The sequence below is a fragment of the Ancylobacter aquaticus genome (genome assembly GCF_004339465.1).
In the GTDB taxonomy this organism is placed as follows: Bacteria; Pseudomonadota; Alphaproteobacteria; order Rhizobiales; family Xanthobacteraceae; genus Ancylobacter; species Ancylobacter aquaticus.
The window spans coordinates 1386200-1405570 of the sequence record NZ_SMFY01000001.1 but is presented as its reverse complement, the minus strand read 5'-3'; the positions used below and the strand labels follow the sequence as shown (position 1 = coordinate 1405570).

At 66.3% G+C, this 19371-nt stretch carries 18 protein-coding genes; 12 read left to right on the top strand and 6 right to left on the bottom strand.

All coding sequences use genetic code 11. The annotated features are described in order from the left end of the window. Nucleotides 1–39: 39 nt before the first annotated feature. The 5 genes from EV667_RS06380 to coxB all read right to left on the bottom strand — a co-directional run bounded on the left by EV667_RS06380 (nucleotide 40) and on the right by coxB (nucleotide 4484). Entirely contained in the window at nucleotides 40–660 is a 621-nt protein-coding gene (locus EV667_RS06380) for a cytochrome c oxidase assembly protein (protein ID WP_131834416.1), read from the bottom strand. Nucleotides 661–667: 7 nt separating this feature from the next. Continuing rightward, on the bottom strand, nucleotides 668–850 hold the full coding sequence (locus tag EV667_RS06375) for a hypothetical protein (RefSeq protein WP_131834415.1): 183 nt from the start codon (nucleotides 848–850) through the stop codon (nucleotides 668–670). Between the two features lie 22 nt (nucleotides 851–872). Next, nucleotides 873–1826 (bottom strand): heme o synthase, encoded by a 954-nt coding sequence (locus EV667_RS06370; RefSeq protein WP_131834414.1) that lies wholly within the window; start codon nucleotides 1824–1826, stop codon nucleotides 873–875. A gap of 188 nt (nucleotides 1827–2014) precedes the next feature. Further along, nucleotides 2015–3607: a cytochrome c oxidase subunit I gene (ctaD, locus tag EV667_RS06365; RefSeq protein WP_131834413.1), complete on the bottom strand. Its 1593-nt coding sequence runs from the start codon at nucleotides 3605–3607 to the stop codon at nucleotides 2015–2017. A gap of 64 nt (nucleotides 3608–3671) precedes the next feature. Continuing rightward, entirely contained in the window at nucleotides 3672–4484 is an 813-nt protein-coding gene (gene coxB / locus EV667_RS06360) for a cytochrome c oxidase subunit II (protein ID WP_425359020.1), read from the bottom strand. Between the two features lie 392 nt (nucleotides 4485–4876). On the opposite strand from coxB, the gene EV667_RS06355 reads away from it, so the two are divergent. The 12 genes from EV667_RS06355 (at nucleotide 4877) to EV667_RS06300 (ending at nucleotide 18803) form a co-directional block, all read left to right on the top strand. Beyond that, nucleotides 4877–5398 (top strand): invasion associated locus B family protein, encoded by a 522-nt coding sequence (locus tag EV667_RS06355; protein WP_131834411.1) that lies wholly within the window; start codon nucleotides 4877–4879, stop codon nucleotides 5396–5398. 10 nt (nucleotides 5399–5408) lie between these two features. Further along, nucleotides 5409–6044 (top strand): HAD-IA family hydrolase, encoded by a 636-nt coding sequence (locus EV667_RS06350; RefSeq protein ID WP_131834410.1) that lies wholly within the window; start codon nucleotides 5409–5411, stop codon nucleotides 6042–6044. A 35-nt stretch (nucleotides 6045–6079) separates the two neighbouring features. After that, nucleotides 6080–6991, top strand: a complete 912-nt coding sequence (gene mutM, locus EV667_RS06345) for a bifunctional DNA-formamidopyrimidine glycosylase/DNA-(apurinic or apyrimidinic site) lyase (protein WP_131834409.1) — start codon at nucleotides 6080–6082, stop codon at nucleotides 6989–6991. A 9-nt stretch (nucleotides 6992–7000) separates the two neighbouring features. Further along, the gene (locus tag EV667_RS06340) at nucleotides 7001–7774 is read left to right on the top strand and encodes an enoyl-CoA hydratase (protein WP_131834408.1); all 774 of its coding nucleotides are present in this window, start codon (nucleotides 7001–7003) and stop codon (nucleotides 7772–7774) included. Nucleotides 7775–7945: 171 nt separating this feature from the next. Further along, nucleotides 7946–8212 (top strand): 30S ribosomal protein S20, encoded by a 267-nt coding sequence (rpsT, locus tag EV667_RS06335; protein ID WP_131834407.1) that lies wholly within the window; start codon nucleotides 7946–7948, stop codon nucleotides 8210–8212. Nucleotides 8213–9429: 1217 nt separating this feature from the next. Further along, the gene (gene dnaA / locus EV667_RS06330) at nucleotides 9430–10848 is read left to right on the top strand and encodes a chromosomal replication initiator protein DnaA (RefSeq protein WP_131835053.1); all 1419 of its coding nucleotides are present in this window, start codon (nucleotides 9430–9432) and stop codon (nucleotides 10846–10848) included. Nucleotides 10849–11073: 225 nt separating this feature from the next. Next, a complete protein-coding gene (gene dnaN / locus EV667_RS06325) occupies nucleotides 11074–12189 on the top strand; it encodes a DNA polymerase III subunit beta (RefSeq protein ID WP_131834406.1) in 1116 nt (371 codons plus the stop codon). Further along, complete coding sequence (gene recF, locus EV667_RS06320) at nucleotides 12186–13364, top strand: DNA replication/repair protein RecF (protein ID WP_131834405.1); 1179 nt, start codon at nucleotides 12186–12188, stop codon at nucleotides 13362–13364. The genes dnaN and recF overlap by 4 nt, the downstream gene beginning before the upstream one ends. A gap of 200 nt (nucleotides 13365–13564) precedes the next feature. Next, nucleotides 13565–16003: a DNA topoisomerase (ATP-hydrolyzing) subunit B gene (gene gyrB, locus EV667_RS06315; RefSeq protein ID WP_131834404.1), complete on the top strand. Its 2439-nt coding sequence runs from the start codon at nucleotides 13565–13567 to the stop codon at nucleotides 16001–16003. A 124-nt stretch (nucleotides 16004–16127) separates the two neighbouring features. Next, nucleotides 16128–16529, top strand: coding sequence for a DUF6152 family protein (locus tag EV667_RS06310; protein ID WP_245516005.1), 402 nt, complete (start codon nucleotides 16128–16130; stop codon nucleotides 16527–16529). Nucleotides 16530–16536: 7 nt separating this feature from the next. Beyond that, nucleotides 16537–17019 (top strand): DUF6644 family protein, encoded by a 483-nt coding sequence (locus EV667_RS06305; RefSeq protein ID WP_131834403.1) that lies wholly within the window; start codon nucleotides 16537–16539, stop codon nucleotides 17017–17019. A gap of 92 nt (nucleotides 17020–17111) precedes the next feature. Beyond that, nucleotides 17112–18803 (top strand): thiamine pyrophosphate-binding protein, encoded by a 1692-nt coding sequence (locus EV667_RS06300; RefSeq protein ID WP_131834402.1) that lies wholly within the window; start codon nucleotides 17112–17114, stop codon nucleotides 18801–18803. A gap of 8 nt (nucleotides 18804–18811) precedes the next feature. On the opposite strand, the gene EV667_RS06295 is transcribed toward EV667_RS06300, so the two are convergent. Continuing rightward, the gene (locus EV667_RS06295; protein WP_131834401.1) at nucleotides 18812–19363 is read right to left on the bottom strand and encodes a hypothetical protein; all 552 of its coding nucleotides are present in this window, start codon (nucleotides 19361–19363) and stop codon (nucleotides 18812–18814) included. Nucleotides 19364–19371: the final 8 nt, after the last annotated feature.

Sequence of the window (19371 nt, the reverse complement as noted above, 5' to 3'; positions counted from 1 at the left end):
CGGGCCTTCTGAGCGGCCGCAATGTGGCGTTCCGCCCGCTTAAAGGGGGGCCTTTCCGTCCTTCGTCGCGCCGGCGGCGAGCGGGGCCGCCTTGGGGAAGAAGGTATAGGAAAGGGTTATGGTCTTCACGCCCTTCATCTCCGGATCCTCGGCAAAGGCGGGATCGACGAAGAAGACGACCGGCATGTCGAGCGTTTCGCCGGGCTGCAGCGTCTGGTCGGTGAAGCAGAAGCACTGCATCTTGGCAAAGTGGTAGCCGGACTGGGTCGGCGTGACGTTGTAGGTCGCCGACGCCGTGACCGGCTGGGAACTGCGGTTATGCACGCGGTAATAGGCGAGCTTGGTTTCGCCCACCCGCACCTCCACCGAGCGCAGCTCGGGCGTGAAGCTCCAGTCGAGGCCGGGGGCGGTGTTGGCGTCGAAACGCACCTCCACGCGGCGCTCCAGCGGGACGCCCGGAGCCGCCTGCGCCACCCGTGTGGCACCGCCGAAACCCGTGACCTGGCAAAACATCTGGTAGAGCGGCACGGCGGCAAAGGCCGCGCCCGTCATGACGGCGACGAAGGCGGCGCAGCTCAGCGCCACCGTGCGGTGGTTGCGGGCGCGGCGCCGGGCCGCCTGCGCGGGAGCGTCGACCGGGTTTTCGCGTTCTGCTGCCATGGCAACCTCACAGCGGCCGGACAAGCACGGCAGGGCCGAGCTTGACGATGGTGACGACGTAAAACAGTACACACAGCGCCGCCAGCACCACCGCGATGGCGACCGAGCGGGCGCGCCGGCTCCGCTTCTGCTCCTCGGTCAGCACCACGCCCTCGGGTTCCTGACCGGGCCTCTTGTTGTCGTCGCTCATTCCAACCCTCGCCGCCATGCGCTCACAGCCCGAAACCGGCCGGCACGACCGCCTCGATGAGGAGGACCGCGAAGAGCAGGAAAAGATAAAGGATCGAGAAGCCGAACAGCCGCCGCGCGGCCACCTCCGCCGGGGCGCCTTCGCGCCGGCGATAGACCTGCACGGCCAGCAGCAGCATCAGCGCGCCGGAGAGCCCCGAGACGATGCCATAGCCCAGCCCGGCCATGCCGAGGAAGAAGGGCGACATAGCCAGCGGCACCAGCAGCAGCGTGTAGAGCAGGATCTGGCGCCGCGTCTCGCTGGGACCGGCGACAACGGGCAGCATGGGCACGCCCGCGCGGGCATAGTCGCCCGACTTGTAGAGCGCCAGCGCCCAGAAATGCGGCGGCGTCCAGAAGAAGATGATGAGGAAAAGCAGCAGGCTCTCCAGCCCGATGCCGCCCGAGGCCGCTGCCCAGCCGACCATGGGCGGGAAGGCGCCGGCCGCACCGCCGATGACGATGTTCTGCGGCGTCCAGCGCTTCAGCCACATCGTGTAGACGACGGCGTAGAAGAAGATGGTAAAGGCGAGCAGCGCGGCGGCGAGTTCATTGACCAGCAGGCCGAGCACCAGCACCGAGCCGACCGCGAGCGTCATGCCGAAGGCCAGCGCCTCGCCCGGCGTCACCCGGCCTGCGGGGATCGGGCGGCGGCGGGTACGGGTCATCACCGCGTCGATGTCGGCGTCCCACCACATGTTCAGCGCGCCCGAGGCGCCGGCACCGATGGCGATGCAGAGCAGCGCGGTGAAGGCGATAACCGGGTGCACCTCGCCCGGCGCGCGGACAATGCCGACCAGTGCGGTGAAGATGACCAGCGACATAACCCGCGGCTTCAGCAGCGCGACATAGTCGGCCACCGACGCATAGGACGGCGTGCCGGGCGCGCGCGGCTCACCGGGGGTCAGGTCGAAGTCGCGCGAGGCGATGTCGCTCATCCACTTAACTCCGGCATCGCCATGGGGCGATGCTCTCTTTGCCGGCATCGCCGGGGCGATGCACTCTTGGCCAGCGGCCCCGCAGGAAGCCGGCCCGGAAACCCGGGGGCAGGCCGTTGCCGGCTCCGCCCCTTTGCGCGTCCGGCGCGGAGAACCGCGCCGGATCGTCTCTCACCGTATCCGGCCGCTTACTTGATCTTGGGCAGCACGTCGAAATGGTGGTAGGGCGGCGGCGAGCTCAGCGTCCATTCCAACGTGGTCGCACCCTCGCCCCACGGATTGGCACCGGCCGGGACCTTGGCGGCGAACATCCGCCAGATGCCGAACAGGAACACCAGCACCGCGAAGCCCGAGATGTAGGAACCGATCGAGGACACGAAGTTCCAGCCCGCGAAGGCGTCCGGATAGTCCGCATAACGGCGCGGCATGCCGGCGAGGCCAAGGAAGTGCTGCGGGAAGAACACAAGGTTGACGCCGACGAAGGTCAGCCAGAAGTGAATCTTGCCGATCGTCTCGCTGTACATGTAGCCGAACATCTTCGGCACCCAGTAGTACCAGCCGGCGAAGATGGCGAAGACGGCGCCGAGCGACAGCACGTAGTGGAAGTGGGCCACCACGTAATAGGTGTCGTGCAGCGAACGGTCGACGCCCGCATTGGAGAGCACGACGCCGGTGACGCCTCCCACGGTGAACAGGAAGATGAAGCCGATGGCCCACAGCATGGGCACCCGCATCGAGATCGACCCGCCCCACATGGTGGCGATCCATGAGAAGATCTTAACGCCCGTTGGCACGGCGATAATCATTGTCGCGGCGACGAAGTAGGCCTGCGTCGAGGACGAGAGACCGACCGTGTACATGTGGTGCGCCCACACCACGAAGCCGACCACGCCGATCGCCACCATCGCATAGGCCATGCCGAGATAGCCGAAAACCGGCTTGCGCGAGAAGGTCGAGACGATGTGCGAGACGATGCCGAAGCCGGGCAGGATGAGGATGTACACCTCGGGATGGCCGAAGAACCAGAACAGGTGCTGGAACAGGATGGGGTCGCCACCGCCGGCCGGATCGAAGAAAGTGGTGCCGAAATTGCGGTCCGTCAGCAGCATGGTGATGGCGCCGGCGAGAACCGGCAGCGACAGCAGCAGCAGGAATGCGGTCACGAGCTGCGACCAGGCGAAGAGCGGCATCTTGTGCAGCGTCATGCCCGGGGCGCGCATGTTGAGGATCGTCGTGATCAGGTTGATCGCGCCGAGCACCGAAGACGCACCGGCGATGTGCAGCGACAGGATCAGCAGGTCCATCGCCGGGCCGGGGTGGCCAAGCTTGCTCGAAAGCGGCGGGTAGATGGTCCAGCCGCCACCGAAGCCGGTCGAGCCGGCCGCGCCCTCGACGAACAGCGAGAGGATGGCCAGCCCGAAGGCGGGCGGGAGCAGCCAGAAAGCGACGTTGTTGATGCGCGGGAAGGCGGTGTCCGGCGCGCCGATCATCAGCGGGATGAAGTAGTTGCCGAAACCGCCGATCATCGCCGGCATCACCATGAAGAAGATCATGATGAGGCCGTGGCCGGTGGTGAACACGTTGAAGGTCTGCGGATCGGAGAAGATCTGCATCCCCGGTTCCTGCAGCTCCATGCGGATGCCGATGGACAGGGCGCCGCCCACAATCCCCGCGATGATCGCGAAGATCAGGTACATCACACCGATGTCCTTGTTATTGGTCGAATAGACCCAGCGCTTCCAACCCGTCGGATCGCCCGCGTGACCGGCTGCGTATGCCATGGAACCGTCCCTCATTCGCGCCTTTTCAGGCACTTAGAAACTTCAATGCGCCGAAACGGCACTCTCAGCGGGCAGCGACGCCCGCCACTTCGCCCTGCGCCACACGCGCGGGCACGGCAGCACCGGCGAATTCCTGCTTCGCCGTCTCGACCCAGCTCGCGAACTCTTCCTCGCTCACCACCCGGATGGCGATGGGCATGAAGGCGTGGTCCTTGCCGCAGAGCTCGGAGCACTGGCCGTAATAGATTCCCTCCTTGGTCGCCTGGAACCAGCTCTCGTTCAGCCGGCCCGGCAGGGCGTCGATCTTCACGCCAAAGGACGGGAGAGCGAAGGAGTGGATCACGTCGGCGGCGGTCACCTGGATGCGGACCACCTTGTTCACAGGCACGACCACGTCGTTGTCGACCGCGAGCAGACGCGGCTGGCCGGGCTTGAGGTCCGCCTCCGCCACCATCAGGCTGTCGAAGCTGAACGCGCCATTGTCGGGATATTCGTAGGACCAGTACCACTGGTGGCCCGTCACCTTCACGGTGAGGTCCGCCTTCGGCAGGTCAAGCTGCAGGAACAGCAGCCGGAAAGAGGGGATGGCGATCGCCACCAGAATGAGCACTGGCACGACGGTCCACGCCACCTCGATCATGGTGTGATGCGTCGTGCGGGAAGGCACCGGATTGGCCTTCTCGTTGAAGCGCACCATCACCACGATCAGCAGCGCCAGAACCAGCAGCACCACCGCGACAGTGATCACCAGCAGGAAGAAATGGAAAGAATGGATGCTCTCCATGACAGGAGAGGCGGCCCCCTGAAGATTGATCTGCCAGGGCGAAGGCTGTCCCGTTCCCGCCAGTGCGGCCCCGGTAAAGGCCAGCGCCAGCATGCCGAGCACCCCACCGGCAATGCCGGCGGCCCGGCGTGCAGCGTTGCGGACCCACGAATTCATCGCGAACGTCACTCCCATCAGCTTCCCCGTGGCCCGGATGAAGCGATGGCAATCGCGTGTCGGGCCAGCGTGATTTGATCCTCATCAAACACAAAAAGGACACCTGAGCAACGCGGCAGGGGGGTCCCGTCCTGCGACATGACGTCGGGTGCCTGGAACTGTTCTATCTCCATGGGGCGATGGATTGCCGCATTCTTGACATCACGCTCGGGCTTGTACCGCCTCCTGCCTTGGGGAGCGGCTGAAAAGGGGAACGCGCACGATTCGCCTTGTCCCCCGCCGCCGATTCTTTAGAAGACATAGCGGACGACACATTTCGGGAGACAGCCATGCTCGGCTTCGCGGCCCTCCGTTCAGCCATTGTCGCGGCGCTCGCCGTCGCGGCGCTGTTCGCCTCCTTCGACGGGGCGGCGGCGCAGGGCGTCGTGCGCTCGGTTCATGGCGAATGGCAAATCCGTTGCGACACGCCGCCCGGCGCGCAATCCGAGCAATGCGTGCTGCTGCAGAGCGTGCAGGCCGATGACCGCCCGAATGTCGGGCTCACGGCCATCGTGCTCAAGATGCGCGACAGCGGTAAGTCGCTGCTGCGCGTGCTTGCGCCTCTCGGCGTGCTGCTCCCCTCCGGCCTCGGCCTTATCGTCGACGACACGCCCATCGGCAGCGTCGGCTTCGTGCGCTGCGTGCCCAATGGCTGCGTCGCCGAGGTGGAGATGGATGCCACGCTGATGGAACGCCTGCGCAACGGGTCCAAGGCGATCTTCGTGATCCGCGAGACGCCCGAGCCGGACGAAGGCATCGGCATCCCGCTCAATCTCAACGGGTTCGGCCAGGGCTACGACGCGCTTCCGTGAGGGGGCGCCGATGACCGTGCCTGCCAACGACCTCCCCCCTCCCCGCCTCGTCATCTTCGATATGGATGACGTGCTGCTGCGCTACGATGTCGAGGCCCGCCGCACCGCCATGGGCGCCCCGGCGGGGCTCTCCGCCGCCGACGTCGAAGAGCGGGTATGGGCCAGCGGCATCGAGGACGCTTCCGACCTCGGCCACCTCACCCCCGACGCCTATCTCGCCGCCATAGCGGGAGCGCTCGGCGTGCCGTTCGGTCGCTCCGACTGGCTGCGCACCCGCGCCCTCGCCATGACGCTGGACCCTGATGTGCTCGCGCTGGTGGAAGAGGTGCGCCAGCGCGCGCCCATCGCCCTGCTCACCAATAATGGCCACATCATGCGCGAGCATTTCGACGTGCTGGTGCCCGAGCTTCGGGCCCTGTTCGGCCCGGCCATGCATGTCGCCTGCGAGTTCGGGGCGAAGAAGCCGACGCCGTCCGTGTATAAAGGTGTGGCGGCGCGTTATGGCGTCACCCCGGGCGAGGCGGTGATGATTGACGACAAGCCCGCCAATGTCGCCGGCGCGCACGAGGCCGGAATGCGCGCCCACTGCTTCACCCGGGCGGGCGAACTCGCGCAGTTCCTGCGCGCGCACCATATGGTCGCCTGAAGCCTTATCTCCCCCCGCGAGACCCTTGTCCTTCCATGCCCGAACTGCCTGAAGTCGAAACCGTCCGGCGCGGCCTCGCCCCGGTCATGGAGGGCCGCCGCATCCTCGCGGCCGTTACCCGCCGGCCGGATCTGCGCTGGCCGCTGCCCGAGCGCTTCGCCGAGCGGCTGACGGGACGGGTGCTGCGCCGGCTCGACCGGCGGGCAAAATATCTGATGGCGGATGTCGGCCCCGACGGGCACGGCGTCGACGAGGTGCTGGTCATGCATCTGGGCATGTCCGGCTCCTTCCGCATCGAGCCTGACAGCGGCCCGCCGGAGGTTCCGGGCGACTTCCACCTGCCGCGCTCGCGCCTTGCCGCGCATGACCATGTAGTGCTGCGCATGGAGGGCGGCGCAACCAGCGCGGCGGAGGTGATCTATAACGACCCGCGCCGCTTCGGCTTCATGCTGCTGCTGCCGCGCGAGGGGCTGGCGGCGCACCCGCTGTTTCGCGACCTCGGGCCCGAGCCGCTGGGAGACGATTTCACCCCCGCGCGGCTGGCCCAGGCGCTCAAGGGGCGGCGCACCCCGCTGAAAGCGGCGCTGCTCGACCAGAAGGTCGTGGCCGGGCTCGGCAATATTTATGTGTGCGAGGCGCTGCATCGCGCCGGACTCTCGCCGGAACGGAGCGCCTCTACCCTCGTCACCCCCACGGGCCGCCCCACCGCACCCGTCGCCCTCCTTGTGGAGACGATCCGCACGGTGCTGCAGGAGGCTATCGCCGCCGGCGGCTCGACCCTGCGCGACCATGCTCAGGTGGACGGCACGCTGGGTTATTTCCAGCACACCTTCCGGGTTTATGATCGCGAAGGCGGCGTCTGCACCAGCCCCGGCTGCCGCGGAACCATCGCTCGGCTTGTGCAAAGCGGGCGTTCGACCTTCTATTGTGCCGCCTGCCAGCGCTAGGAGCGCCCCATGTCCTACGACACCATCCTCGTCGAAACCAACGGGCGCGTCGGCGTCATCACGCTGAACCGCCCCAAGGCCCTGAACGCCCTCAACGCGGCGCTGATCGACGAGCTCGGGCGTGCGCTGGACGACTTCGAGCGCGACGCCGGCATCGGCTGCATCGTCCTTACAGGCTCCGAGCGCGCCTTCGCCGCAGGGGCCGATATCAAGGAGATGCAGGCGCTCAGCTTCCCCGCGACCTATGTCGACGACTTCATCACCTCGTGGGAGCGGCTGTCCCGCTGCCGCAAGCCGGTGGTCGCCGCAGTGGCGGGCTATGCGCTGGGCGGGGGCTGCGAGATCGCCATGATGTGCGACATCATCCTCGCCGCCGACAATGCCCGCTTCGGCCAGCCGGAGATCCAGCTCGGCATCATTCCGGGCGCCGGCGGCTCGCAGCGCCTCGCCCGCGCGGTCGGCAAGGCGAAGGCGATGGAAATGTGCCTCACCGGCCGCACCCTTACCGCCGAGGAGGCCGACCGCTACGGCCTCGTCTCGCGCGTCGTGCCGCTGGCATCGCTGCGGGACGAGGCGATGAAGGTCGCCGACACCATCGCCGATCTGTCGCTGCCCTCTGTGATGATGGCCAAGGAAAGCGTCAACCGCGCCTTCGAATCCTCGCTGTCGGAAGGCATCCGATTCGAGCGCCGCCTCTTCCAGGCGCTGTTTGCCACCGCCGACCAGAAGGAGGGCATGGCGGCCTTCGCCAACAAGCGCGGGGCCTCTTTTACCAACAATTAACCCTTGTAGCGGCGACCGCCCGCGCCTTGCATATTGACGCGGCGGCGCCCCCCGACTATAAGCCCGCCACTCACGCAGAGCTCCTCCGGGACCGCTCTGCTAATCATTTGCAACCGACATTTCGGCAAGGCGCGGTACGCGGCGTCCTTGCGAAGATGAAGAGGATGGCCGATGGCCAATACGCCCTCCGCCAAAAAGGCGGCTCGCAAGATTGAGCGCCGCACTGAAGTCAACAAGAACCGCCGTTCGCGGATGCGTACGTTTGTGCGCAAGGTCGAGGAGGCACTTGCCTCCGGCGACAAGGACGCGGCGGGCGCGGCCTTCAAGACCGCCGAGCCGGAAATCATGCGCGCCGCCCAGAAGGGCGTGCTGCCCAAGAACACCGCCTCGCGCAAGGTTTCGCGTCTGGCTCAGCGCCTGGCCAAGCTCAGCGCCTGAACGGACGGCTTGCTTGCAAGCCTCAACGCAGCGATCAAAAATGACGTCAAGCCCGGCCTCGTGCCGGGCTTTTCGCGTTTACGCGGGGCGCCGCAGGGCAGCCGGCCAGGTCATCGGCAGGCGTGGGGTCTTGCTCGTCGCAGGCCGCCCGCGCTGGCGTTGCAAAAGTGTCACGGAGCCGTTTTGCGACTCGAACCGCTTGACGAGAGGGAGCGATGCTTCTTGACTCCGCGGCCACTCCCAAGCAAGGCGAAATCCCGCAAATTCATTGTCAAAATCCCCCGCCGTCGCGCAGAATTGTTCCTTAAATTACATATACTTACGACCCACGCTCGCCGAGCCCTCTCGAATCACCCCCTCCCGGCCTCACCCACCCCCCCTCGGCGCAAATTTAGCTGCGGAAAGACCCGCCAATTTGCCTCGATGAATCTTGCAAGTGACTCAGAGATTTGCCGGCTGATGGCTCTTTTTTGTGCGACCGAATCAGCGGTGTGCGGCACCGGGATGCCACCTCTGCGGCACTGATGACGTTGCACCGCAGGGGGGTGCTGTGTATGTTGTCTTCATCCGGTCCGGCCGGACACCTCAGCGAAAAGTTGAGTTTTGGAACGGCTCATTGCAACGTGAGGAGGGTGGTGTGTGCTGTATTCATGACCCTGTCTCCCCAAAATTTGCTGCCGTCTGGCGTCAAATGACATGCCTTCTCCAAAGGAAGAACTTGTCAGCGTAGCGCGTAGTGTTTCCAATTTTTGGTTAAATCATAACAATCTAATCTTTTGAGGGCGGCAATGATCTTGCCGTGAAGGGGCAGCTATGACCACGCGAATGAACGCACAAGAGGGTGCGTGTCCAGATCGCCCCACCCTTCCGAAGGTGGATGGCGCCTGCGACGAAGAGACATCGAACCCTCAGTTGAGCTGCGTTCCGCGCGAACCTCATGTCCCGGCGAACTCGCCTATTGAGGCACTGATGCGGGTCGTCTAATGACATCCCCCGCCCATTGACGAACGGCCGCAAGGCGACGTCGACCAATCCATTTGCACTGATGAGCCTGTCGCCCGCTCGGTCGCGTCTGCGATCCCGCGTGACGGCATGGCTCTCGTGTGTCCCAACAGCCGCATAAAAAGCGCGGAGCCGATATGTTCAAAGATGGCATCGAACCCTCTGGAAAAGTCCCGTTTGCCGGTGTGGCGGCACGCGCCGGTGCGCGTGCAGGGCTGGACACGGACGCACGCGAGGCCTGGGATCGCGTGCGCCGTCGCCTGCGCGCCGAGGTCGGTGAAGAGGTGTATTCGAGTTGGTTTCCGCGCATTGAACTGGACGGAATCCGTGATGGATTCGTGCAGTTGTCCGTTCCCACCCGCTTCCTCAAGACCTGGATCCAGCAGCACTATATAGAGCGGCTGATCGCGCTCTGGCAGGAAGAGGGCTCCGTCGACCGTGTCGAATTGATCGTCCGCACGGCGGTGATGCGGGCGCCGGGCTCCATACCGATGCCGGTTCGCGCCGCGGTGACGCGGCCGTCTGTCCCCGTCGAGACAGACGGCGCGGCGCCTATCTCGATCGCAATGGCAAACCCGGCGGAAGTGGCCAACGGGTCGCCGCTCGACCCCCGCCTCAATTTTTCGACGTATCGCCTCGGCGATTCCAACCGCCTCGCCCACGCTGCGGCGCTGAAGGTGGCCCATGCTCCGTCCGGCAGCGGCCCGGTCTTCAACCCTCTCTATCTCCACGCGGCCGTCGGCCTCGGCAAAACGCATCTGCTCCAGGCCATCGCCGCCGATGGCGCCAACCATGGCCGCCGCGTCGTCTATCTCACCGCCGAGCGCTTCATGTACGGCTTTGTGGCAGCGCTGAAGAGCCAGTCGTCGCTGGCCTTCAAGGAGCAGTTGCGCGGCATCGACACGCTGGTTATCGACGACCTGCAGTTTTTGCAGGGAAAGAGCGTGCAGCAGGAATTCTGTCACACGCTGAACGCCCTGATGGATTCCGGCCGTCAGGTGGTGATCGCCGCCGACCGTCCTCCGGCCGAGCTCGACGCGCTGGAGGAGCGGGTACGCTCGCGCCTCGCCGGCGGCCTCGTGGTCGAAATCGCGCCGCTGGATGACGAGTTGAAGCTCGAAATCCTCGCCGCCCGCATCGCCACCCTGTCGCACCAGCACCCCGGCTTCGGCGTTCCGCCGGACGTGCTGAACTTCATCGCCCGCAATTGCGGCCAGAACGGTCGCGACCTCGACGGCGCGCTGAACCGCCTGCTGGCGCACAACCAGTTGACCTCGCGCGCCATCACGCTGGAGATGGCCGAGAACGCCGTGCGCGACCTCGTGCGCTCCAGCGAGCCCAAGCGCGTGCGGGTGGACGACATCCTGCGCGTCGTCGCCAAGCACTACAATGTCAGCCGTGCCGACATCCTTTCCCAGCGCCGCACAGCGAATGTGGTGAAGCCGCGTCAGATCGCGATGTATCTCGCGAAAATGCTGACGTTGCGCTCGCTTCCGGAAATCGGCCGGCGCTTCGGCGGTCGAGATCACACGACCGTGCTACACGCCGTGCGCAAGATCGACGGGCTGGTCGGCACCGACCGCGTGCTGGCCGACGAGGTGGAGACGCTGAAGCGGCTGGTCAACGACGAGTAGCCGAAAGCCCCGCCCTGCGGGGCGCTCCCCACTATTCCCGTAGATTTCCCCATCATTTAGGCGCATCCACGGGGTGCGCCGCTTGCCTTGATACGCCAGTGGCGGCAATGTCGGCGCCCCCGGCGGTGCACCCGCGCCGCTGCTCGGGGCGCGTGGCCGGGTGTCCTCCGGCCGCCCGTGCCTCGTGCGCCTTCCCTTTTTCGTAAAGCCACGGGTGTCGCGGCCATGAAGGTCACTGTCGAGCGGGCCGAGTTGCTCAAGTCTCTGGCCCACGTTCATCGTGTCGTCGAGCGGCGCAACACCATTCCGATTCTCGCCAACGTGCTGATGCGCAGCGATCCGCGCGGCCTTGCCCTGCGCGCCACCGACCTCGATATCGAGATCGTCGAGACGATCGCCGCCGAAGTGCAGCAGGAAGGCGCCACCACGGTGCCGGCGCACACGATCTATGACATCGTGCGCAAGCTGCCCGAGGGCGCTCAGGTGATGATCGAGACCTCCGGCGACCGCGGCACGCTCACCGTGCGCGCCGGGCGCTCGCGTTTCGCACTTCAGACCCTGCCGGAGAACGAGTTCCCCGATCTCGCCGCCGGTGAAATGTCGCACAGCTTCACCCTGCCGGCCGGCGAGTTGAAGCGGCTGGTCGACAAGACCCAGTTCGCCATCTCGACGGAAGAGACCCGCTATTATCTCAACGGCATCTACCTGCATGTCGCCGATGCCGGCGGGCCGGTGTTGCGCGCGGTCGCCACCGACGGCCATCGCCTCGCGCAGGCGCAGACCACGGCCCCCGCCGGCGCTATCGGCATGCCGGGCGTCATCGTGCCGCGCAAGGCGGTCGCCGAAATCCAGCGCCTGGCCGAGAATGCCGACGCCGAGGTGACGGTGGAACTCTCCACCGCCAAGATCCGCGTCTCGCTCGACCGCGTGGTGCTGACCTCCAAGCTGATCGACGGCACCTTCCCCGATTATGGCCGCGTCATCCCGGTCGGCAACGACAAGACCCTGATCGTGGACAAGGCCGACTTCGCCTCCGCCGTCGATCGCGTCTCGACCGTTGCGAGCGAGCGCGGGCGCGCGGTGAAGCTCTCCATCGGCGATGGCAAGCTGACCCTTTCCGTGACCAATCCCGATTCGGGCAGCGCCACCGAGGAGATCGAGGTCGAGTACGCGGCGGAGCCGATCGATATCGGCTTCAACAGCCGCTATCTCCTCGACATTACCTCGCAGATCGAAGGCAGCACGGCTGAGCTGAAGCTCGCCGATCCGGGCTCCCCCACCCTCGTGCAGGACCCGGAAAAGCGCGGCGCTCTCTATGTGCTGATGCCGATGCGCGTGTGAGTTCGCTCGCGACCGCCACGGCACGCATCGTCCGCCTGCGGCTCAGCGATTTCCGCAGTTACCATCAGGCGGAAATCCGGGCGGGCAAGGGTCCGGTCGTGCTGCTTGGCCCGAACGGCGCCGGCAAGACCAATCTGCTGGAAGCCATTTCGCTGCTCGCGCCCGGGCGCGGGCTCAGACGGGCGAGTCTCGACCAGTTTGCAGCCCGTGGGCCGCAGGGCGTGGCCGCCTCCGGATGGGCCGTCGCCGCCATGGTCGAGGGCGCCTATGGCGAAGTGACACTCGGCACGGGGGTGGAGGCCGACGGCGAAGCGCGCACGCGGCGCTCCCGCATCGATGGCGAGCCGGCAGGCTCGGCCGCCGCCTTCGCCGCCCATGTCCGCGTCGTCTGGCTGACACCTGACATGGACGGCCTGTTCCTCGGCCCGCCTTCCGAGCGCCGGCGCTTTCTCGATCGGCTGGTATTGGCGGTCGATGCCGAGCACGGGGCACGGGTCAACGCGCTGGAACGGGCGTTGCGGGCGCGCAACCGTCTGCTGGAGGATCTATCCACCGATCCACGCTATCTCGACGCCGTCGAGCAGGAGCTTGCCGCGCTCGCCATCGCGGTCGCCGCCGCGCGGATGGAGACCGTTCGCCGCCTCGCCGCGGGCATCGCGCAGGGGCGGGACGAAGGTGGTGATGACACCTCGCCTTTTCCCTGGGCGACAGTGGCGCTTGAGGGCGAGGTGGAGCGCGCGCTGGCACGCGAGCCGGCCACGCTCGTCGAGGACCAATATCGGCTCGCGCTGCGCGCCGCTCGCCCGCGCGACCGGGCGGCGGGACGCACGCTTGAGGGACCGCACCTGACCGACCTTCTCGTCGGCCACGGCCCGAAATCCATTCCCGCCGGGCAGGGCTCCACCGGCGAGCAGAAGGCTCTTCTGATCGGCCTCGCCCTCGCCCATGCAAGGCTGGTGACGGAGATGACCGGCATTGCGCCGGTGATGCTGCTCGACGACGTCGTCGCCTACCTCGATCCCGAGCGCCGCGCCGCTCTGTTCGCCGCGCTCGACGCACTCGGCGGCCAGGTGTGGATGACCGGCGCGGACCCCTCCGCCTTCGCCGCGCTCTCAGGACGGGCCGAGCGCTTCGCGGTGACATCAGGGCATGTGGAGCGCTTTACCGCTGACTAGGGTTTATCCTTGAAAATAAAGGGAAAAACTCCTATATTTGGCCCTTACACGCGGCCGCACGCGCACGCGAGGATCGGCGCTCACCCGGAGGCATCCGCCCGGACAGCGACGGTCATCTGCCTGGCCACGAGCGCCACGAAATAACCGCGCGATTGCGGTATAAGTCTCAGTCACGTCAAACGAATCGATGAGCTTTATCCATGGCCGAATCCGACAACGCCCCGACCCCCACCGCAAATGGGGACGACTATGGCGCGCAGTCGATCCAGGTGCTTCGCGGCCTCGACGCCGTGCGCAAGCGCCCGGGCATGTATATCGGCGACACGGATGACGGCTCCGGCCTGCACCACATGGTCTATGAGGTGGTGGACAACGCCATTGACGAAGCGCTCGCCGGCTATGCCGACGAGGTGACGGTGACGCTCAACGCCGAGGGCTCCGTCACCGTGACCGACAATGGTCGCGGCATTCCCACCGACATCCACGACGAAGAGGGTGTGTCGGCGGCCGAGGTCATCATGACCCAGTTGCACGCGGGCGGTAAGTTCAACCAGAACTCCTACAAGGTCTCCGGCGGCCTGCACGGCGTCGGTGTCTCGGTGGTCAATGCGCTATCGACCACGCTCGACCTGACCATCTGGCGCAATGGGCTGGAGCACCACATGCGGTTCCGCCATGGCGACGCCGAAAAGCCGCTCGCGGTGACGGGCCCGGCGCCGGCTGGAAGGCGCGGCACGATGGTGACTTTCGTGCCCAGCCCGAACACCTTCACCCATATCGAATTTGACTATGCGACGCTGGAGCACCGGCTGCGCGAACTCGCCTTCCTCAATTCCGGCGTGAGGATCGTGCTGACGGATGCGCGTCACCCCGAGATCAAGCGCGAAGAGATGATGTATGAGGGCGGCGTCGAAGCCTTCGTGCAGTATCTCGACCGCTCCAAGCAGGAGCTGTTGCCGAAGCCCATCGTCATCCGCGCCGAGCGCGACGGCATCGTTGTGGAATGCGCACTTTCATGGAACGACAGCTATCATGAAAACGTGCTGTGCTTCACCAATAACATCCCGCAGCGCGACCGCGGCACGCATTTCACCGGCTTTGCAGCGGCACTGACGCGGCAGATCATCGGTTATTCCGAACGCTCGGGCATCGCCAAGAAGGAAAAGGTCGATCCCACCGGCGAGGATTGCCGCGAGGGCCTGACGGCTGTTCTTTCGGTGAAGGTGCCCGATCCGAAATTCTCCTCGCAGACCAAGGACAAGCTGGTCTCCTCCGAGGTTCGCCCGGTGGTCGAGGCGCTGGTCAATGACGCGCTGGGCAATTGGCTGGAGGAACACCCCGCCGAGAGCAAGTCGCTCGTGACCAAAGTGGTCGAGGCCGCCGCCGCGCGCGAAGCGGCGCGCAAGGCGCGCGAACTCACGCGGCGCAAGAACCCGCTCGACATCGCCTCGCTTCCCGGCAAGCTCGCCGACTGCCAGGAGCGGGACCCCGCCAAGTCCGAACTCTTCATCGTCGAGGGAGACTCGGCCGGCGGCTCCGCCAAGATGGGCCGCAACCGCGCCTTCCAGGCGATCCTGCCGCTGCGTGGCAAGATCCTGAACGTCGAGCGCGCGCGCTTCGACAAGATGCTCTCCTCCGAGCAGATCGGCACGCTGATCACTGCGCTTGGCACCGGCATCGGCCGCGACGACTTCAATGTCGGGAAGCTGCGCTATCACAAGATCATCATCATGACGGATGCCGACGTCGACGGCTCGCACATCCGCACCCTGCTGCTGACCTTCTTCTTCCGCCAGATGCCGGAACTGCTGGAGCGTGGACACATCTATATCGCCCAGCCGCCGCTCTATAAGGTGACGCGCGGCAAATCCGAGCAGTACCTGAAGGACGAGCGCTCGCTGGAAGACTACCTGATCACCCAGGGCCTCGACGAGGCATCGCTGCTCCTCAAGACCGGGGAAGTGCGCGGCGGCGCCGATCTTCACCATGTACTGGAAAGTGCCCGCTCGTTTCGCCATGTGATGAACGGGCTCCACCCGCGCTACAACCGCGCCGTGGTCGAACAGGCGGCGATCGCCGGCGCTCTCACGCCCGGCCTTCTCATCGAGGAAGAGCGGGCCGCCGACATCGCCAAGATCGTCGCCCAGCGCCTTGATCTCATAGCCGACGACACCGAGCGCGGCTGGATCGGCGAGGCGGATGGCGCTGGTTTCCGCTTCACCCGCACCGTGCGCGGCGTGAAGGAGGTCGCGGCCCTGGATGCCACCTTCGTCGGTTCGGCCGAAGCGCGCCGGCTCGACAGCCTCGCCGCCGACCTGCAGGAAGTTCATGCGGAGCTTTCCACCCTGCGCCGCAAGGGCACGGAAACGCAGGTTTTCGGCCCGATGGACTTGTTCGATGCCGTCACCGATGCCGGCCGCAAGGGCGTCGCACTCCAGCGCTACAAGGGCCTCGGCGAAATGAACGCCGAACAGCTTTGGGAAACGACGCTCGACGTGGACGCCCGCTCGCTTCTGCAGGTGAAGGTGAAGGAAGTCGCCGACGCCGACGACCTGTTCAACCGCCTGATGGGCGATGTGGTCGAGCCGCGCCGCGAATTCATCCAGGACAATGCCCTGCGCGCCAGCGTCGACGTGTGATCTTTGGGCGGCGAACGCGCCAGCGCACGCTGCGCTGGCGCAGAAGTGAGAGAGCGATCTCTCGCCGCCGCCCATCATCGCCCCATAGTCTGAAGCGACTTCCGTAACGACAGGAGCCGCTTCGATGCTTTCGACGACACCTTTGAACACACGCCGCGCCCTCCTTGGCGCCGGCCTCGCCGCCCTTCTCGCCGCCTCCGCCCCTGCCCTCGCCCATCACGGCTGGAGCTGGGCGAACAGCGAGCAGATGACGCTGGAGGGGACGATCAAGACCATCTCCATGGCGCCACCGCACCCGTCTTTGCAGGTGACGGCGCAGGATGGCACGCTCTGGCAGGTCGATCTCGGCAATCCCCGCCAGACCGCCAATTCCGGCTTCACCGGCGACACGGCCAAGCCGGGCGATTCCATCACCGTGCTCGGCAATCGCAACCGCGACGAGACTAAGCCGCATATGAAGGCGGTTCGCATCACCCTCGCCGGCCAGAACTACGACATGTATCCGGAGCGAATCGGCAGCAAGTGAGGCCGACATGGAGGACGCGGGAAGTCTTCTCGGCGCGCTCGGCGGCTGGCCGGGCGCCCGCTGGCTGCGAGCGTCGTGGGTCGCCTATCTGCTGGTGAACGCTGCCCACATTCTCGGCGTGGCCCTGCTGCTGGGCTCCATACTGGTGCTCGACCTGCGGCTGCTGGGCGGGCTGCGCCGCGTGCCGCTGGCGGTGATTGGCCCGCTCCACGCGCGCGTGGCCGCGCTCGGCACCAGCCTCGCGGTGCTGACCGGCCTGTGGCTTTTCACCGTGCGCGCGGCCGAGTATGCGGAGAACCCTGCGTTCCTCGTAAAGCTCGCCTTGCTGGGGGCGGCGCTGGTGAATGTCGCCCTCCAGCACGGCAATCCGGCCTATCGCGAGGCGCTCCGCGGCGGGCCACTTACGGGCCGCATTCGCACTTCGGCCGCAGCCTCCGCCATGCTCTGGCTCGCCGTGCTGGTAGCCGGGCGATGGATTGGCTTCGCTTGAGAACCGGGGCGGACATCGCCGGAAGGCTACTCGCCTTCCCATGCGCCGGGCTCTAGAGTGCCGGCCTCTCGTCGCGTCCTGAGTTCCCGATCATGACCTCCCTGCCCTCCCCCGCCTCCCGCACCGGCGCCCGTCTTCTCGTCGATGCCCTTCGCGCCAATGGCGTCTTCCGCGCTTTTGGCGTGCCCGGCGAGAGCTATCTCGACGTGCTCGACGCGCTCTCCGACAGTGATGTCGATTTCGTCATCTGCCGGCAGGAGAGCGGCGCGGCGATGATGGCGGAAGCCTGCGGCAAGCTCACCGGCCGGCCGGGGATCTGCTTCGTCACGCGCGGGCCGGGCGCCACAAATGCCAGCGCGGGCATCCATATCGCCCAGCAGGATTCGACACCGATGATCCTGTTCGTCGGGCAGATCTCGCGTGCCATGCGCGGGCGTGAGGCATTTCAGGAGGTCGACTACCGCGCCGTGTTCGGCCCACTCGCCAAATGGGCGGTGGAAATCGACGAGGTCGCACGCATCCCGGAAATCGTCGCGCGCGCCTTCCGCGTCGCCATGCAGGGCCGGCCGGGCCCGGTGGTGATCGCGCTGCCGGAGGATGTGCTGAGCGAAATCGCTGAGGTGCCGGACGCCCCGGCGGTGGAGCCGGCCGAGACCTGGCCCGGCCTCGCCGACATGATGCGGCTCCAGCGCCTGCTCTGGGCGGCAAAGCGGCCGGTTATGATCCTCGGGGGCGCCCGCTGGAACGCCCGGGCGGTCGCGGCGGTGGAGCGCTTCGCCGAACGTTTCGACCTGCCGGTGGCGGTCAGCTTCCGGCGGCAGATGCTTTTTCCGGCGGATCACGCATGCTTCGCCGGCGATGTCGGCTTCTCGGTCAATCCCAAGCTGATCGACCGGCTGAAGCAGGCCGACCTCGTGATCTTGGCCGGCGGGCGGTTGGGCGAAGTGCCTTCGCAGGGCTACAGCCTGTTCGGCATTCCCGATCCCGGCGTACCCCTCGTGCATGTGCATGCTGATCCGGAGGAACTCGGCCGGGTTTACCAGCCGGCGCTGGCGATCAACGCCTCATCGGGGGCCTTCGCTGCCGCGCTGGAGGGTGTTCAGCCGCCTAACGAACTGGCATGGAGCGCGTGGCGTGCCGAAGCGCGCGCCGACTATCTCGACTGGACGCAGGCGCCGCCGGCAAATCCCGGCGCGGTGCAGATGGCCACGCTGGTGCAGTATCTGCGCGGCCTCCCCAAGGAGACCGTCATCTGCAATGGCGCAGGAAACTTCGCCATCTGGGTGCACCGTTTCCACCACTTCCGCGCCTATGGGACGCAGTTGGCTCCCACGTCGGGCTCGATGGGCTATGGCCTGCCGGCAGCCGTGGCGGCGAAGATTTCCCAGCCGGGGACGCCTGTTGTCGCGGTGTGCGGCGATGGCGATTTCCTCATGACCGGGCAGGAATTCGCCACCGCCGTGCAATATGGGGCGCCCATCGTCGCCGTCGTCATCGACAACGGCATGTATGGCACCATCCGCATGCACCAGGAGCGGGAGTATCCCACCCGCGTCTTCGGCACGACGCTGCGCAACCCGGATTTCGCCGCCTATGCCCGCGCCTTCGGCGGCTTTGGCGCCAAGGTGGAAATGGATGATGAGTTCGTGCCGGCGCTGGATGCGGCGTTTGCTTCCGGCCTGCCGGCCATCGTGCATGTGAAGCTCGACCCGGAGGCGATCACGCCGACCACGTCGCTCAGCGCTCTGCGCGCGAAGGCGCTGGCGGCGCACCGGCCGGGATAGACCGACAATCAGGAGTCCGGGGGCTGGGCGGCGATCTTCACCTGCGCCTTCGCCAGACGGTGATACAGCCGACGTTCCTGCACCAGCGGCCACCAGTCGAACAGGAAAATCTCCATCGGCCGCCAATTCGCCACCCAGCCTAGGATGACGAGCCCTTCCATGACCACGCCGGCCAGGCGTGACTCGGGGAAGAGATTGACCAGCGACTGGCCGACGACGAGGCACAGGCCGAGCACGACCAGCCCGATCAGCAGCGCCTTGCGACCCTGGGCGAACAGGCGGGAAAGCTCACTGCCGCGCTGCTCCGCCTGCTGGTGGAAATGCTCGCTGACAATGCCCGGCAGGCTCTGCGCGAGGGCACCCTGTGCCTGTGCTGCCGGCAGGTGAACGGTGATGGCGAGCGGGACTTCCGCCGGCACGTCCTCGGCATGCTCGCAGATATACGCGTCCACCTCGCCGTCGAGGCCGCGCTCCCGGAAGGGAAACGGATCGAGCATGTCGAGCAGTTGCTGCGGATCGTCCACTCGCAGGTCGATCTGTCCCTCGCGCCGCTTTGCCATGTCGCTCT

Excerpts from the sequence above, each read along its gene's own strand:
- coxB (WP_425359020.1), bottom strand. The coding sequence starts at position 4,484 with ATGCTGGCGCTGGCCTTTACCGGGGCCGCACTGGCGGGAACGGGACAG.
- EV667_RS06370 (WP_131834414.1), bottom strand. The coding sequence starts at position 1,826 with ATGAGCGACATCGCCTCGCGCGACTTCGACCTGACCCCCGGTGAGCCG.
- dnaN (WP_131834406.1), top strand. The coding sequence starts at position 11,074 with ATGAAGGTCACTGTCGAGCGGGCCGAGTTGCTCAAGTCTCTGGCCCAC.
- gyrB (WP_131834404.1), top strand. The coding sequence starts at position 13,565 with ATGGCCGAATCCGACAACGCCCCGACCCCCACCGCAAATGGGGACGAC.
- mutM (WP_131834409.1), top strand. The coding sequence starts at position 6,080 with ATGCCCGAACTGCCTGAAGTCGAAACCGTCCGGCGCGGCCTCGCCCCG.
- EV667_RS06380 (WP_131834416.1), bottom strand. The coding sequence starts at position 660 with ATGGCAGCAGAACGCGAAAACCCGGTCGACGCTCCCGCGCAGGCGGCC.
- EV667_RS06305 (WP_131834403.1), top strand. The coding sequence starts at position 16,537 with ATGGAGGACGCGGGAAGTCTTCTCGGCGCGCTCGGCGGCTGGCCGGGC.
- EV667_RS06310 (WP_245516005.1), top strand. The coding sequence starts at position 16,128 with ATGCTTTCGACGACACCTTTGAACACACGCCGCGCCCTCCTTGGCGCC.
- EV667_RS06375 (WP_131834415.1), bottom strand. The coding sequence starts at position 850 with ATGAGCGACGACAACAAGAGGCCCGGTCAGGAACCCGAGGGCGTGGTG.
- rpsT (WP_131834407.1), top strand. The coding sequence starts at position 7,946 with ATGGCCAATACGCCCTCCGCCAAAAAGGCGGCTCGCAAGATTGAGCGC.
- EV667_RS06295 (WP_131834401.1), bottom strand. The coding sequence starts at position 19,363 with ATGGCAAAGCGGCGCGAGGGACAGATCGACCTGCGAGTGGACGATCCG.
- EV667_RS06300 (WP_131834402.1), top strand. The coding sequence starts at position 17,112 with ATGACCTCCCTGCCCTCCCCCGCCTCCCGCACCGGCGCCCGTCTTCTC.
- EV667_RS06340 (WP_131834408.1), top strand. The coding sequence starts at position 7,001 with ATGTCCTACGACACCATCCTCGTCGAAACCAACGGGCGCGTCGGCGTC.
- EV667_RS06350 (WP_131834410.1), top strand. The coding sequence starts at position 5,409 with ATGACCGTGCCTGCCAACGACCTCCCCCCTCCCCGCCTCGTCATCTTC.
- ctaD (WP_131834413.1), bottom strand. The coding sequence starts at position 3,607 with ATGGCATACGCAGCCGGTCACGCGGGCGATCCGACGGGTTGGAAGCGC.
- EV667_RS06355 (WP_131834411.1), top strand. The coding sequence starts at position 4,877 with ATGCTCGGCTTCGCGGCCCTCCGTTCAGCCATTGTCGCGGCGCTCGCC.